18 protein-coding genes and 2 pseudogenes are annotated in these 16984 nt (G+C 63.6%); 14 read left to right on the plus strand and 6 right to left on the minus strand.

Translation table 11 applies throughout. The annotated features are described in order from the left end of the window. The first annotated feature begins 2 nt into the window (after nt 1-2). The 3 genes from C4N9_RS16495 (at nt 3) to C4N9_RS16505 (ending at nt 2022) form a co-directional block, all read left to right on the plus strand. Entirely contained in the window at nt 3-452 is a 450-nt protein-coding gene (locus C4N9_RS16495; protein ID WP_109534446.1) for a YybH family protein, read from the plus strand. 24 nt (nt 453-476) lie between these two features. Next, entirely contained in the window at nt 477-1097 is a 621-nt protein-coding gene (locus C4N9_RS16500) for a hypothetical protein (RefSeq protein WP_146195179.1), read from the plus strand. Nucleotides 1098-1482: 385 nt separating this feature from the next. After that, nucleotides 1483-2022, plus strand: a complete 540-nt coding sequence (locus C4N9_RS16505) for a hypothetical protein (RefSeq protein WP_109534448.1) — start codon at nt 1483-1485, stop codon at nt 2020-2022. Between the two features lie 124 nt (nt 2023-2146). Here C4N9_RS16505 and C4N9_RS16510 read toward each other — a convergent pair whose 3' ends face one another. Then, nucleotides 2147-2632: a MarR family winged helix-turn-helix transcriptional regulator gene (locus C4N9_RS16510; RefSeq protein ID WP_109534449.1), complete on the minus strand. Its 486-nt coding sequence runs from the start codon at nt 2630-2632 to the stop codon at nt 2147-2149. A 125-nt stretch (nt 2633-2757) separates the two neighbouring features. Here C4N9_RS16510 and C4N9_RS16515 point away from each other — a divergent pair, with 125 nt between their 5' ends. Together C4N9_RS16515 and C4N9_RS16520 are read left to right on the plus strand one after the other, a co-directional pair. Next, nucleotides 2758-3756: an amidohydrolase family protein gene (locus tag C4N9_RS16515; protein ID WP_109534450.1), complete on the plus strand. Its 999-nt coding sequence runs from the start codon at nt 2758-2760 to the stop codon at nt 3754-3756. 15 nt (nt 3757-3771) lie between these two features. Further along, complete coding sequence (locus C4N9_RS16520) at nt 3772-5139, plus strand: metal-dependent hydrolase family protein (protein ID WP_109534451.1); 1368 nt, start codon at nt 3772-3774, stop codon at nt 5137-5139. 14 nt (nt 5140-5153) lie between these two features. On the opposite strand, the gene C4N9_RS16525 is transcribed toward C4N9_RS16520, so the two are convergent. Next, the gene (locus C4N9_RS16525) at nt 5154-5468 is read right to left on the minus strand and encodes an NIPSNAP family protein (protein WP_109534452.1); all 315 of its coding nucleotides are present in this window, start codon (nt 5466-5468) and stop codon (nt 5154-5156) included. An 11-nt stretch (nt 5469-5479) separates the two neighbouring features. Continuing rightward, nucleotides 5480-6259: an SDR family oxidoreductase gene (locus C4N9_RS16530; protein WP_109534453.1), complete on the minus strand. Its 780-nt coding sequence runs from the start codon at nt 6257-6259 to the stop codon at nt 5480-5482. Nucleotides 6260-6415: 156 nt separating this feature from the next. On the opposite strand from C4N9_RS16530, the gene dctP reads away from it, so the two are divergent. The 9 genes and pseudogenes from dctP (at nt 6416) to C4N9_RS16580 (ending at nt 13211) form a co-directional block, all read left to right on the plus strand. Continuing rightward, nucleotides 6416-7483: a TRAP transporter substrate-binding protein DctP gene (gene dctP / locus C4N9_RS16535; RefSeq protein ID WP_168192267.1), complete on the plus strand. Its 1068-nt coding sequence runs from the start codon at nt 6416-6418 to the stop codon at nt 7481-7483. A 72-nt stretch (nt 7484-7555) separates the two neighbouring features. Then, a complete protein-coding gene (locus tag C4N9_RS16540) occupies nt 7556-8146 on the plus strand; it encodes a TRAP transporter small permease subunit (RefSeq protein WP_109534455.1) in 591 nt (196 codons plus the stop codon). Continuing rightward, a complete protein-coding gene (locus C4N9_RS16545; protein ID WP_109534456.1) occupies nt 8143-9438 on the plus strand; it encodes a TRAP transporter large permease in 1296 nt (431 codons plus the stop codon). Before C4N9_RS16540 ends, C4N9_RS16545 begins: the two co-directional genes overlap by 4 nt. 8 nt (nt 9439-9446) lie before the next feature. After that, nucleotides 9447-10013, plus strand: a complete 567-nt coding sequence (locus C4N9_RS16550) for a nuclear transport factor 2 family protein (protein WP_109534457.1) — start codon at nt 9447-9449, stop codon at nt 10011-10013. A 30-nt stretch (nt 10014-10043) separates the two neighbouring features. Beyond that, nucleotides 10044-11192: an aromatic ring-hydroxylating oxygenase subunit alpha gene (locus C4N9_RS16555; protein ID WP_109534458.1), complete on the plus strand. Its 1149-nt coding sequence runs from the start codon at nt 10044-10046 to the stop codon at nt 11190-11192. Between the two features lie 483 nt (nt 11193-11675). Further along, a pseudogene (locus C4N9_RS16560) lies at nt 11676-11900 on the plus strand (transposase); the annotation flags it as partial. Next, entirely contained in the window at nt 11812-12126 is a 315-nt protein-coding gene (locus C4N9_RS16565; protein ID WP_245902590.1) for a hypothetical protein, read from the plus strand. The pseudogene C4N9_RS16560 and the gene C4N9_RS16565, both read left to right, overlap by 89 nt. A 68-nt stretch (nt 12127-12194) precedes the next feature. Next, nucleotides 12195-12918 (plus strand): annotated as a pseudogene (locus C4N9_RS16570) (YcbK family protein). 47 nt (nt 12919-12965) lie between these two features. Beyond that, nucleotides 12966-13211: a hypothetical protein gene (locus tag C4N9_RS16580; RefSeq protein WP_109534460.1), complete on the plus strand. Its 246-nt coding sequence runs from the start codon at nt 12966-12968 to the stop codon at nt 13209-13211. Between the two features lie 313 nt (nt 13212-13524). On the opposite strand, the gene C4N9_RS16585 is transcribed toward C4N9_RS16580, so the two are convergent. The 3 genes from C4N9_RS16585 to C4N9_RS16595 are packed head-to-tail and all read right to left on the minus strand — an operon-like array spanning nt 13525 to nt 16921. After that, nucleotides 13525-14460 carry a plasmid partitioning protein RepB C-terminal domain-containing protein gene (locus C4N9_RS16585; protein WP_109534461.1) on the minus strand — a complete coding sequence of 312 codons (936 nt, stop codon included), beginning with the start codon at nt 14458-14460 and terminating at the stop codon, nt 13525-13527. Next, nucleotides 14457-15350 carry a ParB/RepB/Spo0J family partition protein gene (locus C4N9_RS16590; protein ID WP_109534462.1) on the minus strand — a complete coding sequence of 298 codons (894 nt, stop codon included), beginning with the start codon at nt 15348-15350 and terminating at the stop codon, nt 14457-14459. The genes C4N9_RS16585 and C4N9_RS16590 overlap by 4 nt, the downstream gene beginning before the upstream one ends. Beyond that, entirely contained in the window at nt 15344-16921 is a 1578-nt protein-coding gene (locus C4N9_RS16595) for a recombinase family protein (RefSeq protein WP_281260139.1), read from the minus strand. The genes C4N9_RS16590 and C4N9_RS16595 overlap by 7 nt, the downstream gene beginning before the upstream one ends. Between the last annotated feature and the right edge of the window lie 63 nt (nt 16922-16984).

Consider the following 16984-nt stretch of genomic DNA (forward strand, 5'->3'; position numbering starts at 1 on the left):
ACATGATTTCTACCCCTGCGCTCGCCCCCACGCTGCTGGCTTGTGCCCTTGCCTCTTCCGCCTTCGCCCAACCCTTCGCCACGCCACAGGAGGCGGTTGATCGGATGATGGCCGCGACAGCGGCTGCGGACGCCGTGGGCATGGCCGGCCTCTATGCCGAAGATGCGCTTCTGTTGATCCCGGGCCAGCCAGCAGTCGAAGGGCGCGACCGGATAAAAACCGAATGGCGCCGCGCTTTTGCAGACGGGTTCACGGATCTGCGGATCGGTACGCCCGAAGACCGACGCCGCACCGACGCCGCCGCGAGTGTCTACCTTTGGACCGCGCGGCATCGTCCCGAACAGGGCGCGATCGCCACACTGAACGGCCGGACGCTGCTGTTTCTCGAGCAAGTCGAGGATGGTTGGCTGATCGCCGCCGAAATGTGGCAACCGGTGCCCGACGCCCAATGAGTTATGATCCGCAAAGAGAGTTTCATGAATCCGCTTTCCCTTGCCCTGTCGATTCTTCTTTACGGCGCGTCGACACCCGCCCTTGCTCAGATCACGATCACCCCGCCGCCCGAAGTTTCGGCCCTGATGGCGGCCTGCACCCCGACCGAGGCGCAGCCGGACGCCATCGTCGCAGGGCTGCGCGGGCGCGGCTGGTCCGAGCCCGACACCGCCGGGCGACGCCCTGCGCTGACGGCGCTCACGGCTGCACATCTGTGGTCGTTTCTGCCAGATCATCCGGCCGAGGCGCAGATCGGATTGCTGGGTCAGCTCACCGATGCGGTCGAAGGCGCCCTGCAGGAGAACGGGGCGTTCCTGACACTCGGCAACGAGCAGGCCCTGATCCTGTGGGATGGTGAAAGCCTTTCCTGTCTCTGGGCCGGACCGGAAACCGGCACGGTGGATACGCTTGCCGTTCAGCTTGGCGGTCCCTTTCCGGAGAGCCCAAGCACCGTCACGCGGAGGCTGAGCCAGCGGGTCGAGGCGGGCGGCCGCAACTGGCGGCGTCAGATGGCGGTGGCCCGAACGCCGGCCGAGGCGCTGCCGCCCGATGTCGCCGGCGCGGCAGCCATAGATGCTGCACGGCTGGACAGATCGCCCGAGTAGACATCTGGCACCCGGATGGGTGCTCTGAATGTTTCGGGTCGCGAACGATCATCTTCGCGTTCTTCGATCAGGATGGGCCCGACTCCTTAACAAATGTCACATGGCTGTGAGTGGCCAATTGCAGGGGACTTGTTAGGCTCCCGCCTGTTTGCAGTTGATGGAAAGGGCGGCTGCCGATCAGCGGACTTGCGGGAACGATGCCCGGTTTGGTCATGCTTCTGCGCCGGTAGACTTGCGTCACGCGGATACTGTTGGCTCTATTCAGTCCAACACCGGGATGAAATCGGGCTGCGGCCCAGCCGTGCCGATCCAAGTCGTTCAAAAGCGATTTCAGTGCGAAAGCAAAGCTCTGGGAATCCCGGGCATTACAGGAAGGATATCTTTGATGAGCCATAACAAGCTCCGTGCAGGCGCCATTTCGTGCTTGCTGCTGTCGTTCTTCGGCCAGACCGTCGTTGCGCAGGAGAGTGTTGCCGTTGGCACAATGACCGCAGCCATCGACGGCGACGCTTATGCCGGGCAAACGATCGACATCCCGTCACAGGGTACCTCTACCGCAGAATTCCGGGCTACAGGCCCGGTCATGTCAGTGTCGATACAGGCTCATGCCACCGAGGCCGAAAGCGTCATGCAAGACGTAATGGTTGTGGAATTCATGCTGATGGGGGCCGGAGGGGCGCCGAACCCGATGACGCCTTCGGTAAGCTGGTGGCCCGAGGGAATGAACGCGCCGTTCTTCCAGAGCGACGAAGGCGGCACGGCCGAAGTCACGCTCGACACGCTTTCGCTGGACGATCCGGCCTCAGCCACGGGAAGTTTCGTCGCAACGCTTTGTCGAAAAGACGGGTTCTTTGCCGAAGCGGACACGAGCGATTGCCGCGCCGTTGAGGGGCGCTTCGAGACAGCTTTGCGCGAAGGCTCTTGAAGACCATTCGGTTCTGCACGGCTCGTCGCGTCGACGAAGGCCCCCCCACAGCCCCCGGTAAACGCGTCCACCGGAGCGGGCTGGCCCGTCCCTGACACCGCTCGTTGCGCCGGGGCGCAAGGTTTCACCGATTTCCGGCAAGCTCCGCGGTCCGCTCGGCCAAGGTCGGCATTTCGCCAAGTGCCTCGAAAACACGATTGAGTCCGTCTATCAGCGTAGTCATCTCTTCGGGCGAGAAAGCCGAAGACAGTTTCTCTGCGATCGCATCGCTGAGCGCGGTGCAGATACGGATCGCCTGCCGGCCAGCTTCGGTCGGGGATACCTCGACCGCGCGGTTGTCCAGGTCCGAGCGGACACGCTGCAAGAGCCCGTTCTTTTCCATCCGTTTCAGCTGGTGCGAGATCGTCGATTGCGGCAGCGCCATAAGGTCGACCAGCTGACCGACCTTCATCGGCCCGTTCTGATCCAGCGCGAACAGGATCCGCGAGGAATACAGATCCAGCCCCACCGGCGCGATAACCGGCGTGCTGACCTGCTGCAGGCGGGCATTGATCCGATGCGTGAGGAAGGTGACCCGGTTTTCCAGCCGGGGTAGTGCTGCTTTCGCCATCTGCTCGGTCCCTGCGCTCTTCACCCCAAGGCTTTGCCATCATTCGGGCCGCTTTCCAAGTTTGACAGTATAGATCGATTTCGATTATATTTATATCGAAATGAATCTGTCCGAGGGGGGAGCCTGTGGCAGGTGTACAGACAGCCGGCGTCATCGACGTTCATGCGCATGTCGTGCTGGCCGAGACTTTTGGTGCGGCCGGCACACTGGGTCCTGAGATGGGCGGGCAGGATGGCGATGCCCCCTGGTTCCGCGTGGGCGAGTACCGTCTTGACGGGGTACGTTACGCGGGCAGCGCATTCATGGATCCGGCATTGCGGCTTGCACGCATGGCGACGGCAGGGATCGATTTTCAGGTGCTCTCGCCCAACCCGCTGACCTATCTGCATCATGTCCCTGCGGCCGTCGCGATCCGCTTCTGTCGGATCCACAACGATGCCCTGGCATGCCAGGTCGCCGCGTATCCCGAGCGTCTCGCGGGACTTGCCGCCCTGCCGATGCAGGATATCGGCGCGGCGGTCGAAGAATTTCACCGGGCGGTCGGGGATCTCGGGCTGTGGGGCGCCGCGATCGGCACAGATATGCCGCACCGGCTGGACGATGCCGGGATGGACCGGCTCTATGACGCGTGCGTCTCCCGGGATGTGCCGCTGTTCCTGCATCCCGGTCCTGCCGGGATCGACGGCCCGGCGGGGGATCCCAATCTGAAGGATTATGATCTTGATGTGGTGATCGGCTTCGCGGCTCAGGAAACGCTGGCTGTCGCGCGGCTGATCTTCGGCGGGGTTCTGGACCGGCATCCGGCGCTCGACATCTGTCTCAGCCATGGTGGCGGGTCGACGGCTTTCCTTGCCGGGCGCATGGCGCAGGCGATGCGCAAACGTCCGTGGTCCCCGCCCGATCATCGCAAGGACGGTGCGTTCGAAGAGCGCCTCGCCCGGTTGTGGTTCGACAATCATCTGAACCGCGCGGAATCCCTGTCGCTGCTAACCGATCTGGTTGGTGAGGACCGTCTTGTTTTCGGCACCAATTTCGCCGGTTGGGACGCGCCCGAAGATCTCGGGACACACACACCGCCCGCCCATCTTGCCGACAACGCGCGGCGTCTTCTGCGCCGCCCCTGACCGAGGAGTTCGCCCATGTCCGACCTGATCATCGAGAATGGCCGCGTCATCGACGGCACCGGGGCGCCGGCCTTTGACTCTGCCGTCCTGATCGAAGACGGGGCAATCGCTGCGCTGGGCGCCGAAGCGCAGTCGCGCGCGGCGGGCCGACCGGGGCTGCGCCGGATCGATGCCACGGGCTGCACGGTGATGCCGGGAATAATCGATACCCATTGCCATCTGGCTTTCGACGATGCCGCTTCGAATGCCGAGATCTTCCACCAACGGCGGAACGCGCTGTCGGCTCTGGTGGCATCCTATAACGCCCGCAAGCTTCTGCGCGCGGGGGTAACGGGGCTGCTCGACCCGGATTCCACCTTCGAGAACATGATCGATCTGCGCGATGCGATCGAAGCCGGTATCGTCGAAGGGCCTCGCATGTCCTGCGGCGCCTATGCCCTGATCACCGGCGTGGGCGGCACGGCCGGACGGATGATCGCGGATGAGGGCGTCACCGGCTATTACAAGCCAGTCAACTCGCGCGACGAGATCGTGGCGGAGGTGCGGCGCCAGATCAAGTATGGCGCGGACTGGATCAAGGTGCATGTCACCGGGATCGTGCCGCGGCAGGCGCGGCGCGGCGAGATGTGCGTCTGGACACTGGATGAGCTGAAGCTGATCTGCGACACCGCGCACGAACTGATGACCCCCGTGATGGGCCATTGCCGGGGCGCAGAGGCGACCCGCCGCGCCGCCATCGCGGGGTTTGACCTGATCTTCCATGCGACCGGCATGGACGAGGCCGCGCTGACGGCGGTCGTTGATCGCAAGATCCCGATCGCACCCGCCCTGACCTTCCAGGCAAACATGGTCGATTTCGGCCCGGCGCTGGGCACCTCGGCCGAGTTGATCAAGCTCTTCGAACGCGAGATCACCGATTCCATCGACACCATGACCGAGGCCCACCGCGCCGGCGTGCCCCTGCTCACCGGTTCGGAGGCGGGCTTTGCGCTGGTGCCCTATGGCGATTGGCATTACCGCGAAATGGAGGTCTTTGTGAAATACTTCGGCCTGTCGACGCTCGAGGCGATCCAGTGCGCGACACAGAAAAGCGCCTTCGGCATCCGGATGCCGGGCGAAGTCGGGGTGATCGCCCCGGGCTATCGGGCCGACGTGATCTGCGTGAAGGGCCGGGTCGACGAGGATCTGGCCCTGCTCGGTGATCCGGACAACATGCGCCATGTGCTGATCGACGGAAAGGAAAAGGACCTTTCACCCCTGCCTCCGCGCCGCCCGATTCCGGGATGGCGGCTGGCATCGATGGGCGGCCGACGCCTGACACGCGACGTGGCGTTCGGGCCGCAAACACCGCCCGAACCGCCGGCGATCGAAGAGCTCCACTGACCCACAGGCCGGACTCAGCCAAACGGCGAGAAGTCCGTGGGCAGCAGGATCTTGCTCTCCTGCGTCTCGAGCAGGGGCAGGATCTCGGTCAGGAATCGCCGCCACTCAGGTTCAGCCATGAGGGCGGCGCGCCGCCGCGCCCGGTCATCGAGGCCGTCATAGCCCCACAGATGCACGGTTTCGTTCAGCGGCCCCAGTTCGGTGACGAAATAGCCGATGAGATTGCCCAGAACGCGGCGCTGCAACGCCAGCGGGCCCGCCTGATAAAGCGCCATGAACTGCGGGATCATGCCGGGACGGAAGCGATAGGTGCGTTGTTCGACGATCATCTTTTCGCTCCTCAGAAGGCACCGCGGAACAAGCCGCCGTCCAGCAACAGGTTCTGCCCCGTGATGTAACCGGCATGGGCGCTGCACAGAAAAGCGCAGGCCTTGCCGAACTCTTCCGGATCGCCCAGCCGCGCGGCGGGCACCTGCGCCTCCCAGTCGCGGGCGACCGCTTCGGTTTCCCGTCCACTGGCGGCGGCATTCGCCGCAAAGCCCTGCTGCAGCCGTTCGGTACGAAAATAGCCGGGCAGAATCTGGTTGATCGTGACACCCTTGCTGGCAACGTCGCGCGCAACACCGGCCAGAAAGGCCGTCAGACCTGCGCGCGCGCCGCTGGAGAGATCGAGACCGAAAACCGGCATCTTCACCGTCACGGAGGTGATGTTGACGATACGCCCGAATCCCCGGTCTGCCATGCCGTCAATCACCGATTGCACAAGCTGGATCGGCGTCAGCATGTTCATGCCGATGCCTTTTTCCATCGCCGACCGGTCGAGGCTTCGAAAATCCGCAAAGGGCGGACCGCCATTGTTGTTAACCAGGATATCCGGCTCGGGACAGGCGGTGAGAAGCGCATCTCGCCCCGCCTCGGTATCGAGATCGGCCACAACGGGAATCGCCGTTCCCCCGGTTTCGCGCTGCAGCGCTTCTGCCGTCGCGCCTAGCCGCACGGCATCGCGTCCGTTGATCACGACAGTCACGCCCGCGCGCATCAGCTCGGCCGCGCAGGCACGACCGAGTCCTTTTGACGAGCCGCAGACGATCGCGTTGCGCCCCTTCAAACCTAGATCCATGTGCTTTCCTCCCAAGATCGACACAGGGCAAAATTATAGTGTTTTCGATTGTATTGATATCGATATAATATAGCATGGTGGGAGGAGTCGCAACGAGACTCGCCACCCGGCCGGGGAGGGTCGGGTGCCATCACCACGTCCGGGGAGGAGACGATGATGACATTAAAGCAAGGCGCTTTGGGCCTCGCGATGGCCGCGGGTATCGCCGGTGGCGCTGTCGCTCAGGAAAGCCACGATTTCGCGGTGGTCGGCACCTGGGGGCAGCTGGCGCATTGGATGGATCGGGAATCGGTCTTTTGGAATGAAACGTTGCCGGCCGCGTCCGACGGCCGCCTGACGGCCACGGCCCGCCCGCTGACTGAGCTTGGCATGGACGGCACCACCGTGATGCGCGAGTTGCGCTCGGGCGCGTTCGATTTCGCGCATGGCGTGTTCCTGTATGTCGCGGCCGACAGCCCGGTGATCGAGGGCGCGGATCTGGTTGGTGTTACGCCGGACCTTGCCACGTTCCGGCAGGTGATGGACGTCTACCGGCCCGTGCTTGAGGGCGAATTCCAGCGGCTGTTCAATTCCCATATCCTGATGCTCTACGCTTGGCCGCAGACGCATCTGATCTGCAACTTCCCCGAAGACACCCCCTCCGAGGTCGATCTGTCGTTCTTCGAGGGCCGGCATGTGCGCAGCTTCGGGGCCTCGGCTGACGAATTCATCACCAATTCGCTTGGCGCGGTGCCAGTCGCCGTCGCCTTCGGGGAGGTTCTGCCAAGCCTCGAACGGGGCGCGCTGGATTGCGGGGCGACCGGCGTGCTTTCGGCCTATTCTGGCAGCTGGCAACAGGGCACCACGCATGACCTGCAGGTCGCTCTGGGCTACACGGCGTCGTTCCTTGCCGTGAACAATGACACGTGGAACGCGCTGTCGGATGAGGATCGCGCACTGATCGAGGAACAGGTCGCGCTGCTGGAAGACCAGACCTGGGAAGCGACCGCACGCGAGGATGCCGAGGGTATCGCCTGTCTTTCCGACGGTCCCTGCCCACGCGGCGAGCCGGGCGGACTGCAGCAGATGACGATGACCGATGCCGGACGCGAAGCCCTCCGGGACAGTGTTGAAACCGGGGTGATCGGCGCCTGGGCTACCCGCTGCGAGGCGCGCTCTCCCGGTTGCGCGGAAGCCTGGAACGAAACGATCGGGGCCTTGCTCGGCTTCGAGGCCCGGCCCTGATTCAGCGCCGTCGGCGACACTCTGACCTGCACTGACCCGGCCCGCATCAGGGCCGGGCTCACGGAGACCTTCATGCAGAAGCTGCATTCCTTCCTGTATCGCCTGTCGCGTCTCAGCGTCTGGATCTTCGGCGCGGGCTATCTGGCGATCGCACTCGCGACGACGGCGGATGTCCTGATGCGCTGGCTTTTCTCGATCTCGACGCCGGCCGTCTACGAAGTTTCGGGCTATATTTTCGCCGTGGCGACGACATGGGGCTTCGCTTTTGTCCTGTTCGAGCGCGCGCATGTCCGTATCGACGTGGTGTATCAGGCGCTGGGGCCCCGCTTGAGGGCCTTGGCCGACCTTCTGGCGCTTCTGGCGCTGACGCTTTTCGTGGCCGTGCTGACCTGGCGCGCGTGGCTGACGCTTGACGAAACGCTGCTGTTCGATTCGCGCGCACGGACCGCGCTGCAAACCCCGCTCTGGATCCCGCAATCCCTGTGGCTGGCCGGGCTGGCCTATTTTCTGCTCTGCCTCGTTTTCCTGTCCACCTATGTTCTGTTGCTGATCCTGCGGGGCCGCTCGGCCGAAGTGGGTACGATTGCGGGCATTCCGCATGTCGCCCAGCACGGCGGCACCGCTCCCGGGGCCGCCGCGACGCGCGGAGGGTCCGCGCAATGAAAGCGATGGGGTTCCTTGCCGGGTTGCTAGCCCTTCTGGCGCTGTCCCTGCCGGTGGCAGCGATCCTTGGCGACATTGCCATCGTCATGGACCAGTTCTGGAACAATGGCCGGCTGCAACGCACCTTCGGCGGCTTCCTGTGGGAAAAGTCGAACCAGTATCTTCTTCTCTCCATTCCGCTCTTCGTCCTCCTGGGCGAAATCAACCTGCGGTCGGGCATCGCGGCGCGGATGTATGACGCGGTGGCGAAGTGGATCGGGTGGCTGCCCGGCGGACTGATGCATGCCAATATCGGCGCCTCGACCATCTTTGCCGCGACATCGGGTTCCAGTGTTGCCACTTCGGCCACGATCGGCACCGTCGCCTATCCCGAAATCGCCCGGCACGGCTATTCCGAGCCGCTGTTTCTGGGCTCGATCGCGGCGGGGGGAACTCTGGGAATCCTGATCCCGCCCTCGGTCACGCTGATCGTCTATGGTGTGCTGACGCAGACATCGGTGCCGGAGCTCTACATGGCCGGTATTGTCCCGGGCGCCTTGCTGGCGGCCCTGTTCTCGCTGACGGTGCTGGGGCTCTGCTTGTTGCGTCCGGGGCTGTCGGGCAGCCCGGTACGCGCCAGCTGGGCCGACAGGCTCCGCGCCCTGACCGATCTGGTGCCGCCGATGGTAATCTTTCTGGGCGTTATCGGGACGATCTATGCCGGGATCGCCACGCCGACCGAGGCCGCCTCCATCGGCGTTGTTCTCTCGCTGATCCTGTCGGCGGCGAACCGGACCCTGAACAGCCGCATGTTGCTCGCCAGTTTCGAAGGAACCGTCCGTACGACCTCGATGATCATGCTCATCATTCTGGCCGCGATGATTCTGAACATCGTCGTCGGCTATTTCGGCGCGATTCAGGCGGCGACACGGATGGTCGGCGCGCTGGGGCTCGAACCCTGGCAGCTCATGGCGCTGATCGTCGTCTTCTATCTGGTGATCGGCATGTTCATGGAAACCTTCTCGATGATGCTGACGACGATCGGAATCGTCTTCCCGCTGGTGACTTCCGTCGGCTACGACCCGGTCTGGTTCGGTGTTGTCGTCGTGCTGCTGATGGAAGCGGCGCTGATCACGCCACCCATCGGTGTGAACCTGTTCGTCGTGCAGGGCATCCGCGCCCGGGGCGCGCCTTTCCGCGACGTCTGCATCGGCGCTGCGCCGTTCCTGGCCGCGATGCTGGCGCTGATCGTTCTTCTGATCTGGCAGCCCGGGCTTGCGACCTGGCTTCCCGATCTCTTCTACGCACAGTGAGGATTGCGATGCGTGAGTCACTCGACATCGAAACCCGGCTTGCCCGCCTTGAGGCTCGCCACGAGATTTCGGAGCTGGTCACCCGTTACGCCATTGCCTGTGACGAGCGGGACCTGGACCTGCTGGCTAGCCTGTTCACCAAGGACGCCGTCTTCGATACGCCGAACGGCTCGATGCGTGCGGAGACGCGCGAAGGGATCAGCGCGATGTTCGAACAGGTTCTGGCCGTCCGCGGCCCGGGGTTCCACTGGACCCATGATCATATCATACGCTTCACCGGCGACGATCGGGCCGCCGGCACCATTTTCGGTCACGCCGAGACCACGCCCAACGGCAACCACAGCCTCGCAGCCCTGAAGTATGAAGACGAATACCGGATCGAAGACGGTGCATGGCGTATCGCCCACCGTGCCATCCGGTTCTTCTATTATGTTCCGGCCGCAGAATATCCCGGTGCGTTGACACAGACGGATCGCGTCGTTCTTGGCGCGAAGCGGGTTGATGCCGATATCCCCGAACCGCTGCCCAGCTATGCCGGGTTCGAGGCCCGGCGGAACGCGGCCCGGTCCCGGTAACCGGCCGAACGATCTGACAGGGAGGACCCCATGACACGACCGATCGAAGAAACGATGGACCTGGCGCGCCGCGCCGTCACCCATTACGTCAACCGGACCACTGATCAGGCGCCGGATACCTATGCGCTGGATGTCTCGGCCTATACCGATCCCGACCGGTATCGGCATGAGGTGGAGCGGGTCTTCCGAGAACAGCCTCTCGCGCTTGTCTTGTCGATCGAGATTGCCACGCCGAATTCCTACCGCGCCACCGAGGTTTGCGGCACGCCTGTGATCGTCACCCGCGACGGAGAGGGCAAGGCCCATGCCTTCCTCAATGCCTGCCGTCATCGCGGCGCGCCGGTCTGCGCCGACGGTCGCGGAGAAGCGCGGCAATTCTCGTGCCCCTACCACGCCTGGGTTTATGACACCAAGGGTGCGCTGGTCAGCATGTATGGCGGCAAGACGTTCGGCGATGTCGATATCGAAAAGATGGGCCTGCGCGAATTACCCTGTGTCGAGAAGGCAGGACTGGTGTGGGTTTGCCTGACGCCGGGCAAGAGCTTCGACATTGACGAATGGCTCGGTGATTTCGCCGCCGAGCTCGAAACGCTCGATCTGGGCAACTGGTATCTCTACGATCAGCGTGATCTGCCGGGGCCGGGTTGGAAAGTGGCATGGGACGGCTACCTGGAAGCCTATCACCACAACACCCTGCACGCTGAAACGGTGGGCAAGTACACCGTCGGCAATCTGATGCTGCACGACACCTATGGTCCCCATCAACGCATTGTTTTCGGGCGGAAATCCCTCAAGGAAATTGCGCGCAAGCCTGAAACCGCCTGGGCAGACCCCTCCGAACATATCCGCCTGATCCATTCCGTGTTTCCCAACACCTCAATCTCTGGCGTGGTCGGCGATCATGCGCTGGTCAGCCAGGTGTTCCCCGGCCCCAACCCGGACAGCACGCTGACCCGCCAGTCGATCCTTTGTGCGAAGAAGCCCGAGACCGATGCCGAGAAGGCCGCCACGGAAGGGTTCAGCCAGATGACCCTCCGGGCCGTTCGGGATGAGGATTACAACATGGGCTTCCAGATCCAGAAAACGCTGAGCTCGAAAGCCAACGAAGCCTTCGTCTTCGGCCGCAATGAGCCGGCATTGCAGCACTACCATGATTGGGTTGCGCGACTGAGCGGCTGACGATGTCGCGTGGTTCTCGTACTCCCTTGGAGCGTGAGCGAGAACGCGGGATGCAGGTTTGCGCCATCGGCACGGTTGATATCGGCACAGTGGCATGCGGCGATGGTGAGATCGACGCACCAGAAACGGCGGTCGGCATCGAGCGCCGGACACTCGGCGGGTGGTACGAACTCCAACGATTTACCCATGACGTTCATGAGGTGAAGGCACGTCTCGCCCCTTTCAGCACCGATCTTCCGACGGAGCACCCCGGAAGGCCCAGGAAATCATCTTGTGGCTCTTCACCCGCGCGGAGAACGGCGCGAGCGATGCATTTACGAGCGAGCGGTACGGACGCGCGACTTCATGCGAGAGGACGAGAAACCGAGCGGCGACATGGCCCCAGTAGGGTGACGTCCCGTTTGGTGGTGTAGGTGTCGGTGGCCATCGGTTTCTCGGTAGGGTCGGGTTGCGACAACCAACCTGAACCGAGGGATAGACCCGATGACCAAACCTATGATGGACCTCCGAGCCCTGGTGGAGAAGAGCGGAGATGCCGACCTTCTGCGTGAGATGATTGGCTTTGCCGCCGAACGTCTGATGGAGCTGGAGGTTGGCGCCAAGACCAGCACCGGCTACGGTGAGAAAAGCCCTGAGCGGCTGGCACAGCGCAACGGTTATCGTGATCGCGATCGCCGGGGAGGTCGCGCAGGCCTTTCGGGACCACGGGATCACCGCCGCGCTGATCGGCGGCACCATGGCGCTGATCGCGGCGATCACGAGGAAGACCTTCACGAACGAGGCCCTTCTGCACCGCCCCGACCGGGACCGGATCGACCGTCAGCGCAGCGAGGATCGCAAGGCCGAGGGCGACCGTCTCGACCGGATCGAAACCGACATCCGCTCGATGCGCGACATGCTGTTCGACGCGGTCCAGCGCGGCGGATCCGCCTGACGTGAACCCCTATTGCGACTGCCACGTCCCCCGCCCCCGAAGGCGGGTTTTTTCATTTGGATGATCCTATGCCGACCCTGACCTACCCCCACTGGCGCGAAGCGCCCGCGAACACCTGGCGCTGGCCGGACTTCTCGGCCACCGAGATCGCTGCCGTGGCACCGGCGCGATCAAGATCAACACCGAGGCGATGGACAAGCTGCAGGCCTTGCGCGACCGCCTCGGCAAGCCGCTGATCGTGCGGTCGGCCTATCGCAGTCCGGAGCACAACCGCGCCGTCGGCGGGGCCCCGGGCTCGAAGCACATGCAGGGGACCGCTTTCGACATCGCCATGTCGAACCACGATCCCGCGGCTTTCGAGGCGGCGGCGCGAGCGGTCGGGTTCCTGGGGTTTGGATACTATCCCCGCTCCGGCTTCATGCCCATCGACCTTGGCCCCGCCCGGCCCTGGGGCGATGCCTTCCCGGCCCGGCCCGTGCCCTTCGCTCCGGAACTACCGCCCGCGCGCGAAGTCCTGTCGGAAAGCCGCACCCTGCGCGGTGGGGGTGCGGCTGGGAATGCCACTGTCGGCGCGGCCGGGGTGGAGTGCTACAGGACGTCCTCGCCGAAACCCAGTCCACGATCCAGCCACTGGTGCCGTATCTCGACACTTTGCGCTGGGTGCTGATCGCCATCGCCCTGATCGGCATCGCCGTCACCATCCACGCCCGGCTGGACGACTGGAAGAGGGCCAGCGGTGATGGGTTGGCTCCTCACCCATGGCCCGGCGCGGAAAGCGCGCCGCGCCGGTGAACGCGCTGGGCGCGCCGCCGAAGGGTTGGACAACCGAGAGAGAAACGATGCGATCCACCGCCAGATGCTCGACGCTGCCGCCCGCCGCCCTCCTGATTGCGATGCTCTGGCTGACCGGCTGCGCGATGGCAGGTTCTGACGCCCGCGCGCCGTGCCCGCCCATGGTTGAATACACCAGCGCCGAACAAGCGCGCGCCGCCGACGAGGTCGAAGCGCTGCCGCAAGGGGCCGTCATCGTCAGGATGCTCGCCGACTACGCCGTGTTGCGCGATCAGGCGCGGGCGTGCCGGTGAAAGCTGTTCCAAACAGCTGAGCGAATGCGACTCCGTCTGCTCAGAGGATTCGGGTTCCGGTGGAACGAGAAATTTAAGGGCTTCGCCATGATGAACGAGCGCATTCACCTTCGGCGGCGAATGCGCCCGCTTGTTTCAATGGCCGGACACCGACCATTGGGCCGGTGAAAACTCAATCCAGCCTGGCGGGCTCCGCGCGGGTTCGCCGCCATCCCCGCCACCGCACTTGATCCGGCCCTCTGTCCGGCGCCTCCTGCGGTCCCCGCGCTTTCGGGTCCAGGTCCCCATCGTCGAAAGAAGGACAGTTGCCGAACTACTCGGTCTCGCTCCTCCTCGCTTCCGTCGTGGACGCAGGCTGCACGAGGCCCGCCACGATCTGGCGAAACTCGCCGAGGATTTCACCGTGGTTCTTGTCGAGGTAGCGGGCGAGACGGTCATTCTGCAAAAGCCGCTCGACATAGCGACCGACCACAACCAGCCGAAGGTGATCGGGTCCAAGGGTGCCTTCGATCAGCTTTATGTTCTTTTGCAGGTTGGCCATCTCGGCCTTCATTCGCTCGGCTTGTTCGCGCGTTACGCCAGCAGGTGGCTTCTTTGGAGCCGGGTCAACCAGGTCTGTGGCGTCAGATGCTGCGAGGATCGCCTCGACATAGGGCACCGTGTAGTTGTTAGCCGCGATCATCAGTTCCGCCGCCTGAATCTGCCGCAGGGGCTTCATCTTCCGCAGGGACCGGAAACTGTTGATCGGGCAGTGCCTGGCCTTCAGCAGTTCGGCTGCCTCCGGACAGATGCCGTTCAGCAGGGTCCGCTTCTGTCGGATCAGCGCGATGTTCACATTCAAGGCTGCAGCGATACGGGCCTCCGATACGCCGCGCTCGACCGCGCGCAGGATCATCTTGTGCTCCTGGATCGTGGCGAGGCGGCTGATGCGCTTGTTGTAGGTGAAGGATTCGTCGTCGGTCGCCACCAGGCAGGTGACGGTCGTCTCGCCCATTTCCTTCAGAACATGCAGCCGAACATGGCCATCCAGAAGGATGAAGGATCCGTCCTGCCCAGCCGCGCGGGCGACCACCGGCGGCTCGATCAGCCCGACCTCACGGATCGTCGCGGCGATCTGCCCATATTTCTGACTCTTGGTCACGGTGACTGGCAACTGCTTGACCGGCAGGATCGCATCGATCGGGATCGTGCGCAGGTTCGCTTCAAATCCCGGGCTCTTCGGCGGAGGCATTCTCCCTGTCTGTGTCATGCTCTTGGCTCCCGCAACCCGTCGATGATGATGCGCGGCAGGCTGTCGAGACCCTCGGCACGGAGCAGCGTCAGAAAGTTCTCGTCCTTCAGCAGAGACTGAAACGCCGCATCGAGAAACAGCAGGCTGCTTCGCGTCGACTGCGCCCTGCGGACCATGTCCTGCTGTCGCTCGGCCTCGGCGCGATAGGCTTTGACCAGCGCGGCAGAAGTTATTCGCGCTCGTGCCTGTGTGTTCCGCGCGCCGCCTCGCTGCTTGCCGTGGCGCTGGCGCAACTCAACCAGCCGCCGCGCCTCCAGCAATTTCTTTCCGCGCAGTTCACCGGAGGCATAAGCAGCCTCGAGCGCCTTCTGCACGTCCTTCTCCTCGGCCCGCGTGATGTAGAGCGCGACGCTGAGCGGCATTTGCCCGGTCTCGACCGCGATCAGCAGGCGTTCTTCTCCGTTGGCGATCAACTCGCCGATTTCATGAACATAGGCGAAGGAAAGCCCCGTCTTGTCGGCGATCTGATGATCAGAGTAGCCTCGGTCGCGCAGGATGGCGATGTCCTGCAACAGCTCGAGCGGCCGCTGCTGACGGCGGGCGATATTCTCGATCACGCTGCGCAAAAGTCGCTCGGGCTCGCTCGCATCCACGACGATGGCCGGAATCTGGGTTTCCCCAAGGGCGACATAAGCCTCCATCCGACCCTGACCGCAGACCAGACGATAGGACACTCCCGCCTCTTCATCGACCCGGGCGACGGTGATCGGCTTTTTCAGCCCGACCTTGCCGATACTGTCGACAAGCGCGCGGAAGGTCTTGTCCGAGCGTTCACGCGGGTTCTCCACCGTGATGGCTGAAATCGGGATGATCTGCACTTCGTCCCGCAACTCGACTTCGCTCACCATGGTGCCACCTCGGCAACCGGTACGCGGCGGGCCATGTCGAAGAAGAAATCGAGCGTTTCAAATCGGAAAGCGTCCAGCATCAGGCCATTCTCCTCGGCAAGCCCCAGGGGTCTTGTTCGCATCTCGAATTGGGGCAGCAGGTAATAGTCGAGCGCGGCGGTGTTCGTTCGGTCCATCCGGATGGCGATGGTGATGTCGGGCACGAGGCCGGTGTCGAAACGGATTTTCCAGCGCAGGCCGCCGGTGGAGATTTCGCGGCAGCGGGCGACAGCAACGGAGGCGGTGAATTCGCCATTGATCGTCAGCAGGTCGGTCGCCGGATTGCGCGTCACGGTGCCGCCGAGACGGGTGATCTCGCGGATCACACGCTCCACCTCGTCGCCGTGGAACAGCCGCAGCAAGCGGTTCACTTCGATGTAGTGGTAGTCCCGGTCCGGTGTGAAGCCAACGAGGGAATAGGCCCGGATCAGGCTGCCGAACCGGTGGGCATAGGCGCCGCTGGACGGCATCCCGTCGGCCTCGTCGATCACCAGACCGGATATGTAGCCGTGGCGCTGGAACAGCCGCGTCAACCGTTCCAACATCTCGTCGTCCGAGAACCGGCGGTTCCGGGCGGCTATGATCGCCTGCACTTGTCGGAACTGTTTCTGCTCGACGATGGCATCGAACGCCCCTTCCGAACGGATCCACATCTCCGGACCATTCGCGACCCGCTTCTGCTTCAGTTTGAAGGAGCGCCGGTTGTAGACGTTGTTGCCGATGTATTTCTCGTTGGTCAGGATCTGATGGACGGTGGCGCGGGTCCAGGCCCGGCCGAGATCGGTCAGGATCCCGCGCTCATTCAATTCTCTGGCGATTTCGCTTTCCGAACGGCCGTTCTTGAGGAACCGACTGTAGATCCAGCGCACGGTCTGCACCTCAGCGTCGGGTCCTGGCACCAGGATCACCCGGTCTGTCTGCAAGCTCTTGTGCTCACCGCGCTTCAGCTCGGCCTTCACTTCACCCCGTTCGTCAAGCAGGACCCGGCGAAGGCCAAAACCTGCCGCACCGCCCTGACGGAAGCCGCGTTCGATCAGGCGACACTGCCCGATGAAGACCTTGTTGGAAAGTTCCCGGCTGTATTCCCCCGCCATCGCGCGCTTGACGCTCTTGACGATTGTGGCAACCGGACCTCCGTCATTTTCGAATTGCTCGGCGCAATACTCGACCTGCTTGTTGGCGCGACGGCAGATGTATTCGTAATAGGCGGATTCATCGGCGTCCTGAAAACGGCCCCATCGGCTGACGTCATAGACAAGGATCACCTCGAAATCCGCGGTGCCGTCCTGCACATCCTGGATCAGCTGCTGCAGCGCCTCGCGACCCTCGATCCTGAGCCCGCTCTTGCCCGCATCGGCATAGGAACGGACCAATTCAAAGCCGCGTTCCTCCGCGTATTTGCGGATCGCGTCCGACTGGTTTTCGGTCGAGTATTTCTGATGGTCCGTCGACATGCGGACGTATTCAGCCGCACGGCGCTTTGGCGGGGAGTTCGCCGGTTCTTTTCTTGAGGGCAGCTCTCTGCCTGCCATGCCCGTCTCCAGATCAGTTCATGCAGGCGTCTCCGTCTGGTCGGACCCGGGGTATTGGCTGGG

The sequence above is a fragment of the Pararhodobacter marinus genome, assembly GCF_003122215.1.
GTDB lineage: Bacteria > Pseudomonadota > Alphaproteobacteria > Rhodobacterales > Rhodobacteraceae > Pararhodobacter > Pararhodobacter marinus.